Source organism: Haloarcula rara (assembly GCF_029338235.1).
GTDB classification, from domain to species: Archaea; Halobacteriota; Halobacteria; order Halobacteriales; family Haloarculaceae; genus Haloarcula; species Haloarcula rara.
The window spans coordinates 1130886-1145787 of record NZ_CP119785.1 but is presented as its reverse complement, the minus strand read 5'-3'; the positions used below and the strand labels follow the sequence as shown (position 1 = coordinate 1145787).

Annotated in this window: 18 protein-coding genes; 6 read left to right on the top strand and 12 right to left on the bottom strand. The window is 66.8% G+C overall.

The window, feature by feature from the left end:
* Nucleotides 1-25: 25 nt before the first annotated feature.
* Nucleotides 26-163: a hypothetical protein gene (locus P1K32_RS06015; protein WP_276251789.1), complete on the bottom strand. Its 138-nt coding sequence runs from the start codon at nt 161-163 to the stop codon at nt 26-28.
* A gap of 166 nt (nt 164-329) precedes the next feature.
* Nucleotides 330-620 (bottom strand): DUF7577 domain-containing protein, encoded by a 291-nt coding sequence (locus P1K32_RS06010; protein WP_276251788.1) that lies wholly within the window; start codon nt 618-620, stop codon nt 330-332.
* A gap of 120 nt (nt 621-740) precedes the next feature.
* Here P1K32_RS06010 and P1K32_RS06005 point away from each other — a divergent pair, with 120 nt between their 5' ends.
* Nucleotides 741-1172, top strand: a complete 432-nt coding sequence (locus tag P1K32_RS06005) for a hypothetical protein (RefSeq protein ID WP_276251787.1) — start codon at nt 741-743, stop codon at nt 1170-1172.
* Between the two features lie 9 nt (nt 1173-1181).
* Nucleotides 1182-1913 (top strand): endonuclease NucS, encoded by a 732-nt coding sequence (gene nucS / locus P1K32_RS06000; RefSeq protein ID WP_276251786.1) that lies wholly within the window; start codon nt 1182-1184, stop codon nt 1911-1913.
* On the opposite strand, the gene P1K32_RS05995 is transcribed toward nucS, so the two are convergent.
* The 8 genes from P1K32_RS05995 to P1K32_RS05960 all read right to left on the bottom strand — a co-directional run bounded on the left by P1K32_RS05995 (nt 1907) and on the right by P1K32_RS05960 (nt 10697).
* Nucleotides 1907-2095, bottom strand: a complete 189-nt coding sequence (locus tag P1K32_RS05995; protein ID WP_276251785.1) for a HalOD1 output domain-containing protein — start codon at nt 2093-2095, stop codon at nt 1907-1909. The two genes, nucS and P1K32_RS05995, sit on opposite strands and share 7 nt — an antisense overlap.
* A 128-nt stretch (nt 2096-2223) precedes the next feature.
* Nucleotides 2224-4911, bottom strand: coding sequence for a DNA mismatch repair protein MutS (gene mutS / locus P1K32_RS05990; RefSeq protein WP_276251784.1), 2688 nt, complete (start codon nt 4909-4911; stop codon nt 2224-2226).
* A 125-nt stretch (nt 4912-5036) separates the two neighbouring features.
* Nucleotides 5037-6164 (bottom strand): DUF5305 domain-containing protein, encoded by a 1128-nt coding sequence (locus P1K32_RS05985; protein ID WP_276251783.1) that lies wholly within the window; start codon nt 6162-6164, stop codon nt 5037-5039.
* Between the two features lie 82 nt (nt 6165-6246).
* Nucleotides 6247-7392 (bottom strand): signal peptidase I, encoded by a 1146-nt coding sequence (locus P1K32_RS05980; RefSeq protein ID WP_276251782.1) that lies wholly within the window; start codon nt 7390-7392, stop codon nt 6247-6249.
* A gap of 87 nt (nt 7393-7479) precedes the next feature.
* Nucleotides 7480-8385 (bottom strand): hypothetical protein, encoded by a 906-nt coding sequence (locus P1K32_RS05975; RefSeq protein WP_276251781.1) that lies wholly within the window; start codon nt 8383-8385, stop codon nt 7480-7482.
* Between the two features lie 46 nt (nt 8386-8431).
* A complete protein-coding gene (locus P1K32_RS05970) occupies nt 8432-9259 on the bottom strand; it encodes a hypothetical protein (RefSeq protein ID WP_276251780.1) in 828 nt (275 codons plus the stop codon).
* Nucleotides 9260-9514: 255 nt separating this feature from the next.
* Nucleotides 9515-10063, bottom strand: coding sequence for a hypothetical protein (locus tag P1K32_RS05965; protein ID WP_276251779.1), 549 nt, complete (start codon nt 10061-10063; stop codon nt 9515-9517).
* A 28-nt stretch (nt 10064-10091) separates the two neighbouring features.
* Nucleotides 10092-10697 (bottom strand): hypothetical protein, encoded by a 606-nt coding sequence (locus tag P1K32_RS05960; RefSeq protein WP_276251778.1) that lies wholly within the window; start codon nt 10695-10697, stop codon nt 10092-10094.
* A 420-nt stretch (nt 10698-11117) separates the two neighbouring features.
* Between P1K32_RS05960 and P1K32_RS05955 the strand changes: the two genes are divergently transcribed.
* The 4 genes from P1K32_RS05955 (at nt 11118) to P1K32_RS05940 (ending at nt 13430) form a co-directional block, all read left to right on the top strand.
* A complete protein-coding gene (locus P1K32_RS05955) occupies nt 11118-11744 on the top strand; it encodes a DUF7344 domain-containing protein (protein ID WP_276251777.1) in 627 nt (208 codons plus the stop codon).
* A complete protein-coding gene (locus P1K32_RS05950) occupies nt 11737-12228 on the top strand; it encodes a hypothetical protein (protein ID WP_276251776.1) in 492 nt (163 codons plus the stop codon). The genes P1K32_RS05955 and P1K32_RS05950 overlap by 8 nt, the downstream gene beginning before the upstream one ends.
* 42 nt (nt 12229-12270) lie before the next feature.
* On the top strand, nt 12271-12597 hold the full coding sequence (locus P1K32_RS05945) for a thioredoxin family protein (protein WP_276251775.1): 327 nt from the start codon (nt 12271-12273) through the stop codon (nt 12595-12597).
* A 65-nt stretch (nt 12598-12662) separates the two neighbouring features.
* Nucleotides 12663-13430, top strand: a complete 768-nt coding sequence (locus P1K32_RS05940; protein WP_276251774.1) for a DUF7847 domain-containing protein — start codon at nt 12663-12665, stop codon at nt 13428-13430.
* On the opposite strand, the gene P1K32_RS05935 is transcribed toward P1K32_RS05940, so the two are convergent.
* Both P1K32_RS05935 and P1K32_RS05930 read right to left on the bottom strand, forming a co-directional pair.
* Nucleotides 13427-14062: a DsbA family oxidoreductase gene (locus P1K32_RS05935; RefSeq protein WP_276251773.1), complete on the bottom strand. Its 636-nt coding sequence runs from the start codon at nt 14060-14062 to the stop codon at nt 13427-13429. The genes P1K32_RS05940 and P1K32_RS05935 overlap by 4 nt on opposite strands.
* A gap of 74 nt (nt 14063-14136) precedes the next feature.
* Nucleotides 14137-14874, bottom strand: coding sequence for a hypothetical protein (locus P1K32_RS05930; protein WP_276251772.1), 738 nt, complete (start codon nt 14872-14874; stop codon nt 14137-14139).
* Between the last annotated feature and the right edge of the window lie 28 nt (nt 14875-14902).

Genomic DNA, 14902 nt, shown 5'->3' with positions numbered 1-14902 from the left:
ATCGAGGGGGACGCTGCTGTCGGCGCTACCTGCGGTCCGACTCGGGGTTGTGCTTGCGGCGGTAGGTACCGACCATCTTCCAGAGGGTGTCGTCGAGTCGCTCACCGCTCGCTTCGTCTTCGAGCTGTCGGTACAGGTTCTCCGAGACTTCGATCTGGGGCATCACCTGCATGTACTGGCCGGGCGTACATAAAATCTATCTGACACGGAATCGAGTAAATGCTTTCAGTCGGGTGACTAGCGCCTGTCGCACTGTGTCGAATCGGCCACCCCCGGAGATAGTGTCCCCACTCCCGGTGACAGCGAACGCGCCCGCCTGTCGGTCCCCGTCAGTGGGCGTTGGGCCGCTCCCGTGAGGGACGTTGCGGCGTGCCACTCGACATATCGGCGATACACTCACGACAGAACTGGTAGCCCTCTTCGTTTCTCGTCCCGCAGTTGGCACAGGTGACCACGCCCGTCGCCTGCTCGTCACTGGTGGCCGGCGGCGTCGCCCCGGGGTCGGACTGTGCGGCTCCGCTCGCTGGTTCGCCCTGACGGCGATAGGCGTACAACATCGTCAGGATGTGCACGCCCACCAGCAGGGCAATGGCACCGTACAGCCATTCGCTCCCGAGCATACGTGACGATACGGTGACGCGACACTTGAGGGTTGTGCATGCTTCACATGGGGTAGTGGCCGGGTGCTTTCGTTACCATGCCCGAGCGTTCAAATACCGTGCCGGGGCCACTCTCTCGCCATGGGACAGCGAACGCTCGTGGTCGTGCCCCGTGGGGACGGCTTCGACTGCCGATACGCCCACTGGGGGGTGACGACCGACCCGCTCGCCCAGTCCCGGCCGCTGGGCCGCGACTGGTCGGCCGGGGACGTCCTCGACGAGCTCGACGCGGGCTACGAGCGGCTGCTCGTCGCCGACGGGACTCCCCGCTGGTACTGTGTCTGCTGGCTCGACCCGACGCTCGCCGAGCCCGACGACGTCGTGCTGGCACGGACGGACGACCCGGCGGGACTGCGTGCCCGCTGGACCGAGGCCAAGAGCCGCGCCGTCGACGCGGTCGCCGAAGGCCTCCACCCCAACGCGGCCCGGGCGGGGCTCCTGCTCGGTCTGGCCCGTCGCGCCGACACAGTCTACCGGGGCGACGACGCGTCCTTTTTACGCGACGACCGCTAATCGCCAGCCGTGACCGCCGACAGCGCCGTCGAGACGCTCTCGTATCCGGAGGCCAACACCGCCCGCGACCTCGTCGCCCGCGCCGTCGACCGGGGCGCGATGGTGACTCTGTTCGGTCGCTGTACGGTCGAGTACGACGGCCGCGCGGCGAGTTCGCTCGGGCCGGGCGACCGCCACGTGACCCTGAAACCGGACGGGGCGTCGCTGGTCCACACTGACGAGGGCCAGCAGCCGGTCAACTGGCAGCCGCCGGGCTGTGAGCACGCCGTCACCGTCACCGACGGGGCCCTCGAATTGTGTTCAGAACGGTCGAATCCCGACGAGACCCTCGAGATATCCTTCGAGACGGTGGCCCACGCCGCCGCCTTCGACGTCAGTGACCCCGAGGAGCTGGCCGTCACCGGGACCGAAGCCGACCTCAAGGAGCGCATCCTCGAGGACCCCGACCTCGTCGAGCCCGGCTTCACGCCGCTGGCGACCGAGCGGGCGACCCCCGCCGGCGCCGTCGACGTCTACGGCGAGGACGAAAGCGGTCGGACTGTCGTCGTCGAGCTGAAACGGCGCCGCGTCGGGCCGGACGCGGTCGGCCAGCTCGACCGCTACGTCGACGCCCTGGAACGGGACCTCCATGCGGGGACGGCGGTTCGGGGCGTCCTGGTCGCCCCGTCGGTGACCGACCGGGCGCGCCAGCTGCTCGCGAAGAAGGGCCTGGAGTTCGTCTCGCTCGAACCAGTTCAGTAGACTTCGACCGCCTCGTCCGTCACCACGACACGGTGGTCAGCGTAGCTGAAAGTCACGTGTGCGCCGCTGTCGGGGCCGGCGAGGAGTACCTCGAGGGCTTCGGGGTCGACCACGTCACCGAGCGGGTCGAGCGCCTGGGGGTCTACGTTCTCGGCGGTCGCGACGGCGCGGAGGATGGCCATTATCGGCGAACTGGTGCCCGTCGGCTGCCGGACGAGCGGGGACCCATCTGTTCTACCACCAGAACAGTTCATGCAATTAGTGTATTGATTTAAACAAAAAGCCATGGTACCTTACTCGTTAGTAAGTCCTACTCGACCCGGTCGGCGAGGTCGGCCAGCGTATTGAGCGCGTCCAGTGGCGTCATCGTCGCCACGTCGACCTCCCGGAGCAGGGACTCAACGTCGTCGTCGGCCGCTCGACCCGCTGGCAGGCCTTCGCTGGCCGGCCGGTTGGGGACCGAGCCGTCGTCCCCGCCCTCGGGCGGGTCGCCCGCCTCGGCCGCCGGGGCCTCGCCGGCTGCCACCAGCCGCTCGCGGGCGGCTTCGACGACGGGTTCAGGCACCCCGGCCATCGCCGCCACCTCGACGCCGTAGGACGCGGCGGCCGGCCCGTCGGCCAGCTCGTGGTCGAAGACGACCGACCCGTCCTCCCGGGAGGTCTCGAAGTGCCGGTTGGCCACTCCCGACAGTTCTTCGGCCGCCGCCGTGAGGTCGTGGTGGTGGGTCGCAAAGAGCGTGTAGGCGCCGACCTCGTCGTGGAGATACGCCGTGACTGCGCGGGCGATGGCCAGCCCGTCCGCCGTTGAGGTACCACGACCGACCTCGTCCAGTAGGACCAGCGAGTCGGCGGTCGCCTCCGTCAGGATGGTCGAAAGCTCCGTCATCTCTATCATGAACGTCGAGCGACCGCCGGCGATGTCGTCGCTGGCGCCGACGCGAGTGAACACCCGGTCGAGTATCGGCAGGGCGGCCGACGACGCCGGGACGAACGAGCCGGTCTGGGCGAGGACCGAGCAGAGCGCGACCTGGCGCATGTAGGTTGACTTCCCGCTCATGTTCGGGCCGGTGAGGACGACGAAGTGAGGGTCGGCCCCGGCCCGCTCGGAGCTGTGCAGGGCCGTGTCGTTGGGTACGAACGACTCTTCGGTGCGCTCGACGACGGGGTGGCGCCCGGCCTCGATGTCGATGCCGTCGGCGCCGACGGTGGGTCGGCAGTACCCCTGTGTCGCGGCGACCTCGCCGAAGGCGACGAGGACGTCCAGTCGAGCGAGCTTCTCGGCCAGCGCCTGGACGCGTTCGGCCTCCGCGGCGACGGCGTCCCGAACCCGACAGAACAGCTCGTACTCCATGTCATCGGCCGCCGCCTCTGCCCGGATAATCTCCTCTTCCCGCGCTTTCAGCTCGGGCGTGTAGTAGCGCTCGCTGTTCTTGAGCGTCTGGCGGCGCTGGTAGTCCTCGGGCACCGCATCGAGGTTGGCGTTCGTCACCTCGATGTAGTAGCCGTGTACCGCGGTGTGGCCGACCTTCAGCGAGTCGATACCGGTGCGCTCGCGTTCGCTCGCTTCGAGGTCGTCTATCCACGCCTTGCCCGACCGCTCCGTCGAGCGCAGCTCGTCCAGCTCGTCGTCGTACCCCGAGCGAATCACGTCGCCCTCGGTGACCTGCTGGGGCGGGTCCGGCCGGATGGCTGCCTCGATTTCCTCGCGGGTCTCCGTGAGCGGGTCAAGCGTCGCCTGCAGGTCCGCAAGCAGCCGCGACTCCGCGTCGGCGAGTGCCGCCCGGATATCGGGCACTACCGAGAGCGTCGCCGAAAGCGAGCGCAGGTCCCGGGCGTTGGCCCGGCCCCGTGACACCCGCGAGATGAGCCGTTCGATATCGTACACCCGCGAGAGCAGCTCGTGGAGTCGCTCGCGGGTCCCGGGACTACGCTTCAGCTCGCCGACGGCCTCGTGGCGCGCCTCGATTCGGTCCGTATCCAGCAGCGGGCGGCGCAGCCAGTCCGTGAGCTTGCGCCGGCCAAGCGCCGAGGCCGTCTCGTCGAGCGTGTCCACGAGCGTCAGGTTCCCGTGGCCCCGCACCGAGCGCCGGTCGAACAGCTCGAGGCTCTCGACGGCGACCGCGTCGAGCAGCATGTACTCGCGGGGGTCGTAGCGGGTGAGGTGGTTCAGGTAGTCGAGGGTCCCCTCCGGGTCGACATCGGGGTCGACCGGCTCCCCGTCGGGGCCGACGGCCCCCGACTTCCCGCGGGTGTACTCGGCGTAGGCGAGCAGGGCGCCCGTGGCCCGAACCTCGCTCTCGTCCGCCAGTAGCCGCTCGGGCGGGCCGAAATACCGCTCGATGCGGGTCTCGGCCCGCTCGATATCGAAGGCGTCGGCGTCGTACTCGGTGACGAGACAGCCCCCGCCAAAGACGGCCTCGTCCACCTCGACGTCGGGACCGACGATGGCTTCGGCGGGCCCGAAGCGGCGTAGCTCGTCGGCGACGGCCGTCTCCGAGTCCACGCTGGTCGCGTAACACGCGCCAGTCGAGATGTCCACGAGCGCGAGACCGTACGCCTCGCCCCGGGCGAGTGCCGCGACGTAGTTGCTGTCGGCCCCGTCCAGTAGCTCCGCCTCGGTCAGCGTCCCCGGCGTGACGACCCGCGTGACGGCCCGCTCGACGACGCCGCTGACCTCGTCGGGATCCTCGACCTGGTCGGCGATGGCGACCCGATAGCCCGCGTCCAGCAGCGTCTCGATGTACGACTCGGCGTTGTCGATGGGGATGCCCGCCATCGGGTACTCGCCCGTGGAGTCGCTGCGCTGGGTCAGCGTTATCTCACACAGCCGGGCGACCCGCTCAGCGGCCTCGCAAAACGCCTCGTAGAAGTCCCCCACCTGAAAGAGGACCAGCGCCTCGTCGTAGCGCTCACACAGCTCGAAGTACTGGGCCATCATCGGCGTCAGCTCGTCGTCCAGCTCGGCCATCTTCGCCGGTGGCCCGAGCGCCGCGTCCATATCCGATCTGGCGGGGTCCCCGCCAAAATACCCCACGGTCGGGAGCCAGTCCCGGTGGGTGGCCCGCGATTGCACGTTGCGTGGCTCGCTCGCTGGTGAGACGGTTCGAGAGGGACCGGCTCGCCCTAGTCCTCTCGGTCGGACGTGTCGTCGGTGGTCGGCGTCGCGTCGTCGGACTCGCGCCCCGTAGCCGGCTCCGGGGGCATCTCGTAGCGGTACCACCGACTGTCTTGCATGACGAGACAGGCCCCGCGGCGCTCGTCCTCGACGACGCGTTCGCCGGTATCGATGGCCAGGTCGACCAGCCCGGAGAGCGTGTCGACGGTGACGACCGGTGGCCCGTCGGCCGCCGGCGGTACCCGTCCGGCGGTGATCCACTCGTCGAACTCCGCCCGAGTCTGCTGGTACCGGTGCCAGGTTCGCTCGGTCTCCATGACCGGCGGCGCGTATCGTCGGGCGGCGACGACACCCACGAGACCGGCCAGTCCGAGACCGAACAACGCCGGCCCGCCGAGCGATTGGACCGGACCGGGGTCGGCCGGAACTGTCACACGTTCGGTCTGTCCGTCCGACTCGACCGACTCTCCCGGGTCGTCGACGCGATACAGCGACCCCTCGGTGGTAACCGGGAGCCGATACGTCCGCGTCACGTCGACCGGTTTGCCGTTTCGGGTCCCCGATACCGCGACCGTCGCGGCGACGAGCAGCTGTTTCTCCCCGGGGGTCCCACCGAGTTGCTCGTCGATTGTCTCGATTCGCTGGCTCGCCTCGCTCACGTTCACCCTGAAAGGCGTGCTGACGGAGCCGCCCGGACCGACATCGGTTTCGGTAGTCGATGAGAGCTGTTCTTCGGTCCGCCAGTACTCCGATTCGTTCTCCTGGTCCGTATCGACCGACCGGAAGACGAGCGTGGTGTCGGTCGTCACGGTGAGATTCCCGCCCCCGCTTGCGGTGTAGCGGTAGACGAATTCACCGTCGAGTACCGGGGCGATAGCCCGGAAGTACGTCCCCCGGTCACGAAGGACGTCTCCCTCCTGATACACGCTGGTATCGATCCTGACAGTCGCCTGATGGGTGAACGCACCCGTTGATTCCCACGACTCGACCTGTCGCTCTTCGGTCTCCGTCCCGGGCGAGACGTACCCGCTGTAGGTCAGATATGCCCCCAGCGCAACGACTGCAAGCAACGCCAGGAGCACTACCGTCCAGTTATCGGCGAGCAGTATCCTGAGCTGTCGGCGACGGTCTCTCATTGCTGTCCCCCGGTCACGCTGTCGACAGTCCGCCCCACGGTTCCGCTATCGCTACTGGTCACCGAGTAATAACAATTCTGATTCATCTGATACGTGAGAGGAATCGGTCGGTTCGGGACGGTCCCGAGCGGTTCCGACGCCGGACCCGTCCGGTGTCGACGAGTGCTGCCCCGAGCAGATAGAAGCCACCGCCCAGCAGGGCGTCGATGGCGACGACGGGGAGCCACGGATGGACGAGATACAGCGACCTGATAACCGACGGCGGGAGGACCAGCAGATACCGGTGTTCGACCACGTGGTACCGGTAGTAGCCGGTCTCGGGCGGTGCTGAGAGCGTGAGCGTCCCGTTGACCGACGACCGGGCCGGGACGGCTGCCTCCTGCGGTTCGACGCTGACGCCGTCGTCGACCGGTTCGACGTACCGGACGACCGGCACGAACCCACCGTTTGGAGTCGTGTACCTGACTGACTCGCTCGTCCCCTGTTCGATGACGCGCGGTCCGGGAGCGTCGCTCTCGGCGCTGACCACACCGAACGTCTGTGGCCCCGCGGGGACCACCATCGCGGCCGTCGCCGACAGCACGATGGCCACGCTGAAGACGGCGACGACGAGACGGGCGCTCACCCCCGTGTCACGGTCGGTGTCACGCGTGCGGCCGCGACTGTCGCTCAGATACAGGTCCAGCAGGTACCCGAGTACTGACAGCGAGAGGATCAGATAGGCGATGCCCTGGGCGCCCAGCAGCGACCGCGTGCCAGCGAGCGCGGCGAGTCGCTGTTGTGTCCCCGCGAGCGCGTCTTGGGAACCGGTGACGACGGCACCCACGCCGGGAATCGTCACCACCGCCCCGCCGGGCTGCCAGGCGATGGCGACCACCTGTGCCTCGCTGACCGGCGGTTCGCCGCTGTCCTGGTCAGTAAATGGGTTCGCGTCGCCTTTCGTCACGTATCCTCGCTCGGTCTTCTCGACGACGCGGTGGGTCGTGAGGCCGCCGCCCTGTATCTCCTCGGCCCGGAAGACGACGACGTCCCCTTCCTCGACGGGGCCGGCGACGTCGGCTGGGATCGCCACGAACCCCTCGCCGGTCTCGATGGTCGGCTCCATGCTCCCCGACGTGACGAAGCCGAGCAGTACCGGTTGTCCGAGCACCTGCCCGAGCACCATTGCGGCGAGGAAGACGACGATAGCTGCCTCTCCCAGGAGGGCCCCCACCCTTCGCAGTCCCATTATTGACGCTTCCTGCTGCCAGATACAAAACATTTTATGCTGGAAGAATATTGTTACCGCCGCGCCCTGGACGTCCGTCGACGCCGTTCACTCCGACTCCAGGACGACCAGCACGTACGTCGCGATGAACCCGAGCGAGTAGCCGAGCAGGTGGGTATAGAGGTTCAGTACCCGGCCGCCGACGACGGGGTCGACTGGGAAGGTCGCGAAGGGTAGCGCCAGAAACAACCCCATGCCGACGACGGCCAGCTCGAAGTGGCCCGTCTCGCCCGCGGCCGCCCGGAAGCTCTCACGCCAGGCCACGCCGTCCTCGGCAGCCGACAGCGCGTACAGCGCTAGCACGAGCACGAGCGCGGCCAGCAGCCCGACCAGCGTCGCCGTCAGTACGTGGCCCACCGCGACTGTCCGTCCCCGGACTGGGACGGTCACGCCGTAGGTCAACACCGCCCCCAGTGTCAACACCGCTATCAGTGTCAGCCCGATGAAAAAGAGCAGCGGCGCGGTCGTCCGCTGGCGGCCCAGGCTTAACTGTCCCTCGGCGTGGGACGCAAGCGCCAGCGGGAGGTAGCCGTACAGCGCCAGCAACACGCCCGAGAAACCGGCGCTGCCACCGGTCCGGACGATAGCCAGGTTCAGATACGACAGCACGGGCGGACAGACCAACAGCAAGGCGGCGAACGCGACTCGGAACTGCCACCGTTCGCCGTTGGCCGTACTCAGCAGGTACGTGACGGGGACCACCAGCAGATAGCCCACTAGATTCACTGCCAGATGCTGTGGCCCAATATGAACGAACGACGAGGCCACCGCGGTGCGCAGCGTCGGGTCGGCGTACTCGAAGACGAGCGACTGGCGAACCGACACCGGGAGCGTCGCCACCGCCAGCAACACCGCCGGGACCGCACACAGTACCAGCAAGTCCGCCGCCGTCGACGCCGTGCGTAGCGACTCGAAACCGCTCCCGGTCGACTCACCGTCCCCGACACCGTCCATCCGTACGCTATCGACGTTCGCCCGGCGGTATCACAGTTGTGGCATCTCACGCGAACTGCCGGTAGCCGGCCAGCGTGGCGAGCAGCGTCAGCAACCCGACCCCGATGCCCAGCAGGGGTCCGAGACCGATACCGCCCAGTTCGACCAGTCCACCACCTTCGGTATTGCTCGCCGTTGTCGGCGACGACTCCGCCGGCTCGGTCGGCGACTCGCTGGGCGGTTGGGTCGGCGGCTCCGACGGCGTCGGTGACGGCGTTTCGGTGTCCTCCTCCTCAGGTGTCGGCGGCGTCCCCTCTGGGGTACGCACCGTCTCGACCTCTTCGGTCGGCGTGGGCGTCGACGTCGGGGGCGCGTACCCGCCGCCGCCGCCGTCGCCGTCGTCGCCGTCGGCTACCCGGGCGTTCACAGTGAACGTCTCGGCCCGCTCTACGTCGTGGTCGCCCCGCGTGTCCACCAGCAGGCCTACAGTGACTGTCTCGCTCGGGCCAAGCGCGACGCTGTTGGCCCGCCCTTCGAGCGAGTCGCCGCTGTCGTCACCGCGGTAGAAGCGCACGTCTTCGGCGTCGTCGGTAAGCCAGACCGTCGCGCGCCGGTCGCCGGTGTAGGTCATCGTGAAGACGCGGGGGACCGGCGTGACTGCGTTCGAACCGATTCCCTCGCCTTCGACGGACGGGTTGGCGCCGGTCAGGTGGAGTTCGAGCTCGTCGTCTTCGTTCAGCAGGGCGTAGTCGCCGTTCGGGCCGTCGGTGGGTCGGAGCTCGATATCCCCGCTCACGTCGTCGGTCCCGGTCAGGTCAAAAGGTACGGCACCGCTCGGGACGAGTATCGCCGCTGTCGCGAAGGCGGCGACGACGAGGAGTCCTTTGCGGGCCATACGGACGAATCTAACTGGACATATCATGCCATACGGTTAGTATTTCGCCGTTTGAAACCGATTCAAACGGCCTTTTAGCCCATCGGTCGGAAAACCCGGCGGGGGTCAGGTCGCCGGAGTGTACGGTCCGTGGGGTCATTACGGACCGGGAGGGAGCTAATTCGTTCGCCCTCTCGGGCGAGGCCCACCGGCGGACTCGAACCGCCGAGATGCTAGCGTGGGCGGGAGGCGGGGCTGTGGCCCTGCCTAGCTGTCTTAGACCTCGGCGACGATGGTCAACGTCTCGTCGAACGTCCCGATGTCTGCGTCGAAGGTCCGAATGCGGAACCCGACGTCGACGTGTTCGCCGACGTCCAGCGTGACTGGGTCGTCGCCGAGCGCCGTCTTGTCGGGGTCGGTCACATCGTAGAGTTCTATCTCCAGTTCGGAGTCTGTCTCGTGTTCTGAGTAGGTGTCGACGGGTTGCGTTCCCTGGTTCTCGATGCGGAGGAGCCCCTCTGTCGGAGAGTCCTTGTCTGACTCGTCCGCGTCCCGGTCGAATTCGTACACCGAGTCAGCGCCGAGCCCGAGGTCGGGGTCTTGGTTGTCGAGGCTTGGGAAGTTGAACTTGACTTGGCTACCGTCCTTGGTACTTCGATACCCCTCGCCGAGCTCCTCAAGACCGAGTAACGCGTCGTTGTCGTCTGCGGTCTCGACCTGTAGGCGCCGGTCGGCGCTGACGCTCGTGAACGCGCCGGTACCCATCGCGAGCGTCCCAGCGCTTGCGAGTCCGCCGAGGCCGAGGACGAAGTTGCGTCGTTTCATGACGATACCGTCCACTCAGTAACTACTTTCAGGCCTCGTCTTCAGCGACCGCTTTGATAGTGATGGTCCCGTCGAAGTCGAGCCCTTCGAGGTCACCGAGGGCGAACGCCTCGACATCGACGTGGCCGCCCGGTGCGACCAGGGGTGCGGCTTCTTCCTGACCGTCGCCTTCGTCGTCGTCGATATCGTCCGTATCGAGGTTGCTGTTCGATGAGAACGCGCCCTGGTTCTCTCCAGCGCCCGTGCCGTCGTTCTCGATATCACTCGAATCCTGAACGCCGAACTTGACACTGGGGTCCGTCGGGAGTCCCTCAGCCCAGACGTACACGTTCTGGGTCCCCTGGTTGGTGATTTTCAGCAGGTCCTTGATGATGGTCTTTGCATCGTCGTTGAGTCCGGTCCCACCTTCAGCGCTGGCGATGTCGATAGAGACGGTGTTGCCCGACGTGTCGACGTACTCGCTGTTTGGCGAGTCGTCGATATCGTCGATAGCCAGCAGCGCGTCAGCGTCGTCAGACACCTGCACTTCCATCGTACGGTCCGCGCTGACACTCGTAAACGCCCCGGTACCCATTGCAGCGGCCGAGCCGGCCGCGATCGATCCTGCGCCGATGAGGAACTTGCGTCGGTTCATAGTTGTCTCAGCGCACGCCTGCCCACCCCCACTTCGCCGCTGGTGGGTCGGACGTGCTACCTGATGCAAGCACCCCTCTATGTATTGTAGTAATCTCTTTGAGAACACCGCTCAGTCTGTTTGAAGCGCAGTAGACAGGGTCTACATTGACTTCAGGCGCCCCTTCATCTGTCTTCTGTCGGCTTCAGGAGCGTATAGAATCGCACCAGAGACCGCTCGAAACTGGGATATTACACTGTTTGAAGGCCGCTGAACCTCTGTTCTGAACGTTGCCAACGCACATATATACGGGTAATACGAATATCGAATTATAGTTAATATATGCATCTGATAGAAAGAAAGTATTATATCGCTGGCTCAATTATGATTGTTTGACAGATACGCGAACGAGGCGATTGCTGATTCCCAGGGGTGGGGTAGATGAGTCAGACACAATCGGAAGCACCAGATACTGGGCCCTCCACGGCAGCCGAGGTAACGCCTGCACAACAGTCCGGACCGGATGAGACGCAACTCTCACGCGATGAGGCCTTCGAGATGTTGAGTAACCGACGCCGTCGGTTCATTCTGCACTACCTGCAGGACGCTCAAACGGTCGTCACGCTTTCTGACCTGGCCGAGCAGGTCGCCGCGTGGGAGAACGAGACCGACATCGCGAGCATCTCCGCCAACGAGCGCAAGACCGTCTACACGTCGCTCCAGCAGTTCCATCTCCCGAAGATGGACGAGACCGGCGTCGTCGAGTTCGACGACCGCGTCGGCGAGGTCGAACTCACCGACGCCGCCCAGAACCTGGACATCTATCTGGAGGTCGTCGACGAGTACGATATCCCGTGGAGCTTCTACTACCTCGGATTCAGCACTATCGGGACCGTGCTCGTGACGCTCTCCTGGCTCGACATCGGGCCCTTTGCCGTGATACCGTTTGCCGGCTGGACGGCCTTCCTGCTCGCGGCGCTGTTCGTCTCGTCGGTGTCTCACTACGCACTCACGCGCCGGAATCGACTGGGGACGGGCGAGTCCCCGCCGGAGGTGGCCGATGCGTAGGGCCTTCTTTGTCTGCTGTGCGCTCGCCGCCGTCGTCGGCCTCACCGTCGGTGCGGGTGGGTTCACCTCGGCGGAGGCCGACCGCGGCGTGGCCGTCGAGGTCTCCGACGACGAGGACGCCTATATGGCGCTCGATGCGCCTGAACAGACGGTTGAACGTGACGGAACCGTCGGGGAGGCGGTCCCCCTCCCGGTGGTCAACGTCACGAACCAGTTCACTGAGGACGTGACCGTCACCGTCGACTACACTGTCTTGGGGCCGGCGGGGGCCTCCACCACCGGTGACAGCGGACCGACCGACCTCGGTGTCGGCAAGGTGACCGAGGTTTCGACTACGGTGACGTGTCCGGCCGACGCGGACGACTACGAGGTGTCGGTCGCGTACGACGCGACCGCCGACGGAACCAGTGCCTTCGCCGAGACGAGCGAGGACCGGACCGTCGATTACGAGATTACCTGTGAGCAGCGCAGCGCTGACTCGTGATGACCGGCGAGGTGTTTTGTCTCTCGACCACGTAGCTTCCCTATGACAACGACCGACGCCCCGGTCTCTGTCGACACCCGCGAGCAACTGGACACCGTCCTTGCCGACCACGACCGCGTCCTGGTGATGGTCCGAACCGCCGGCTGTGCCGTCTGCAAGTCGATGTCGCCGATTCTCGACGGCGTTGCCCGGTCGACCGACGCGGCGGTTGTCGAGTTCAATCCACGCGAGGACCTCGACGCGGTGGCCGACTTCGCCGTGCGAAGTGTCCCCACGTTCCTCCTGTTTGTCGACGGCGACCTGGTCGACCGCCGGGCCGACGGCTTCGTCCCGACCGAGGACCTCACCGCGTTCGCCGCTGGTCCCTGAAAGACCAACTCGTACGGTATTGGGTGGAGAAAACTTTTGATGGCGTTTTCTGTAGAGTACAGGTGATGTCCCTCCAGATTGGCCCTGTCCTCCGTTCGGCGGGGGCGCAACTGTTCAGTCGTACCGGCGCGATACTGCTTGCCGCGTATATCGCCCTGATGGCCGCGCTCTTGCCGCTCAGCAACACGATGCTCGTCCGCATCTACGAGCGGGTCGGGCTCGCCGAGGCGACCGAGGTGATTCCGCTGGTGCTCGACGTCCCGCTGTCGGTCGCCGTCGGTGGCTACCTGTTCGGCGTCATCGTGGGCTCGTATCTCTCCGTCGTCGCCGTCCGGACGTTCGTCTCCGGCGACAGGGGGCAGTTCCCGTCAGGCGCCTTCACCCGGAACGTCCCGCTGGCTATCGCGAACGTCGTGGTGGGCGGGCTGGTGTACGGGCTGCTCGTGGCTGTCGGCTCCCTCTTGCTCGTCATCCCCGGACTGCTGGCCTACATCGCGTTCCTGTTCATGCTCCCCTTCGTCGCCGTCGAGGACCGGAACTTCGTCGACGCCCTGCGGTCGAGCTACCGCCTGACCAGCGGGAACTGGCTCATGCTGGGGGTGCTCTTGCTCGTCGTCGTCGGCTTCGCCGGCGTGGTCGGCGCTGTCGGTGGACTGATATCGGGACTGCTCCTGCCACCCGCGCTCGGACAGCTCGCGCTCGCGTTCATCCAGTCGCCGGCCTCGCTATTTTCGCTCGCCGTCATCGCCGCGGCGTTCGACCAGCTCCGCGGGGCGAGCGACGACGGGTCCGGGTCGACCCCGGCCGCCGAGACGGCCTCGACGGCCGTTTAGACGCCGTCGACTAACCGTTCCAGCTGTGCTGGTGGCACCGCGCCGCGAGCGGCGTGGCCGTCGTAGGCGAACGTCGGGACGCCGGTGACGCCCTGTTGCTGTGCCCGCTGGAACTGCTCGTGGACCGCCTCGCGGTGGGCCTCGTCGGAGAGAATCTCGTCGACGCGCCCGGGGGCTATCCCGACCGCGTCGGCGACCTCGGCCAGCACGTCGGCGTCCCCGATGTCACGTCCGTCTTTCCACAGCGCGTCGAGGAGGGCCTCGTCGAAGGTGAGCCACGTCTCGTAGTCCTCGCTCTGTTTGAGCGCGTAGGAGACGATTTGCGTGGGCAGGGAGTCGACGTCGGTGGCTATCTCCATGTCCATCTCCACGTCGTATTTTTCCTGGAGGCGCCGGACGCCCTGCTTTGCCTCCTCGTAGTACTCCTCGTCTTTCCCGGTGTCGACGCCGTGGTCGATAGTGCCGTCCGGGCGGCGCTGTCCGCTCCGGAGGTCGAAGGGGTGCCAGTCGATGTCCAGCGGTTCCTCGCGGCCCGCCTGATACTGGTCCAGTGACGCCCGGCCGAGATAACAGAACGGACAGACGTAGTCTGAGTAGACCGTTATCCGTTCGCTCGCCTGTTGTTCACTCATACGCTCCGTACCTGCTCGACCGCCAAGAACGGGCGTCGGTCGTGTGCGCCCCACACACAGCCGACCGGCGCCGGTCACGCGGCATCGCGCAGGTGATCGGCGACGGCGTCGAGGTGGGCCTGCCCGACGACGGCGACGACGTCCCCGGCGCCGGCGAGCGCCCCCAGCTGGTCGGCCATGTACCGCTCGCGGGCCGCCCGGCGAATCGCGGCCGCCGGCGGCGAGCTGAAGGCCCGCAACATCGCCTGGGCGGTGTCGATACGGCGCCGCTCCTCGTCGGCCTGCGCGTCCGGGTCGTCCCTATGGCCGGTGTCGTACGTCGTGGGCGGGTCGACAGTGACCTGCACCGCGGTCAGTGTCGCGATGGCGGCCGTGACCCGTCGCCTGACGGCCCGCGAGGTGACCGACCGGAGCGCCGCCGCTGTCCGGCAAAAGGTGGCCGGGGCGGCCCGCTCGGCGTACAGCTCGGCGGCGAGATAGCCCAGAAAATCAAGCGAGGGCCCGTCGATACCGACGATGCGGTCGGTGTCGGCCGCCTGGACTGCGGCGCTCATCTCCCCGCCCAGCGCCGGTGGCGTCTGCTCGTCGTCGGCGTGGTGGGTCGCCAGTGGGACCGCGAGCGGCGGCAGTTCGAGCGCGAGCACGTCGGGGGCGACCGCCTCGACCACCGTCCGGGTCCGATAGATACTCGCGGGATGGTCGTGGAGGACGCCGACGAGGACGACGCCGCCCACGCGCGCGACAGTCGCCTCGTCGAGCCGGGGGTCGGCCGCCGCCTGTTCGGGCCACGGGTCGGGTGTGATACCCGACACACGGTGGATGGCGAGTATTACTTTTTCG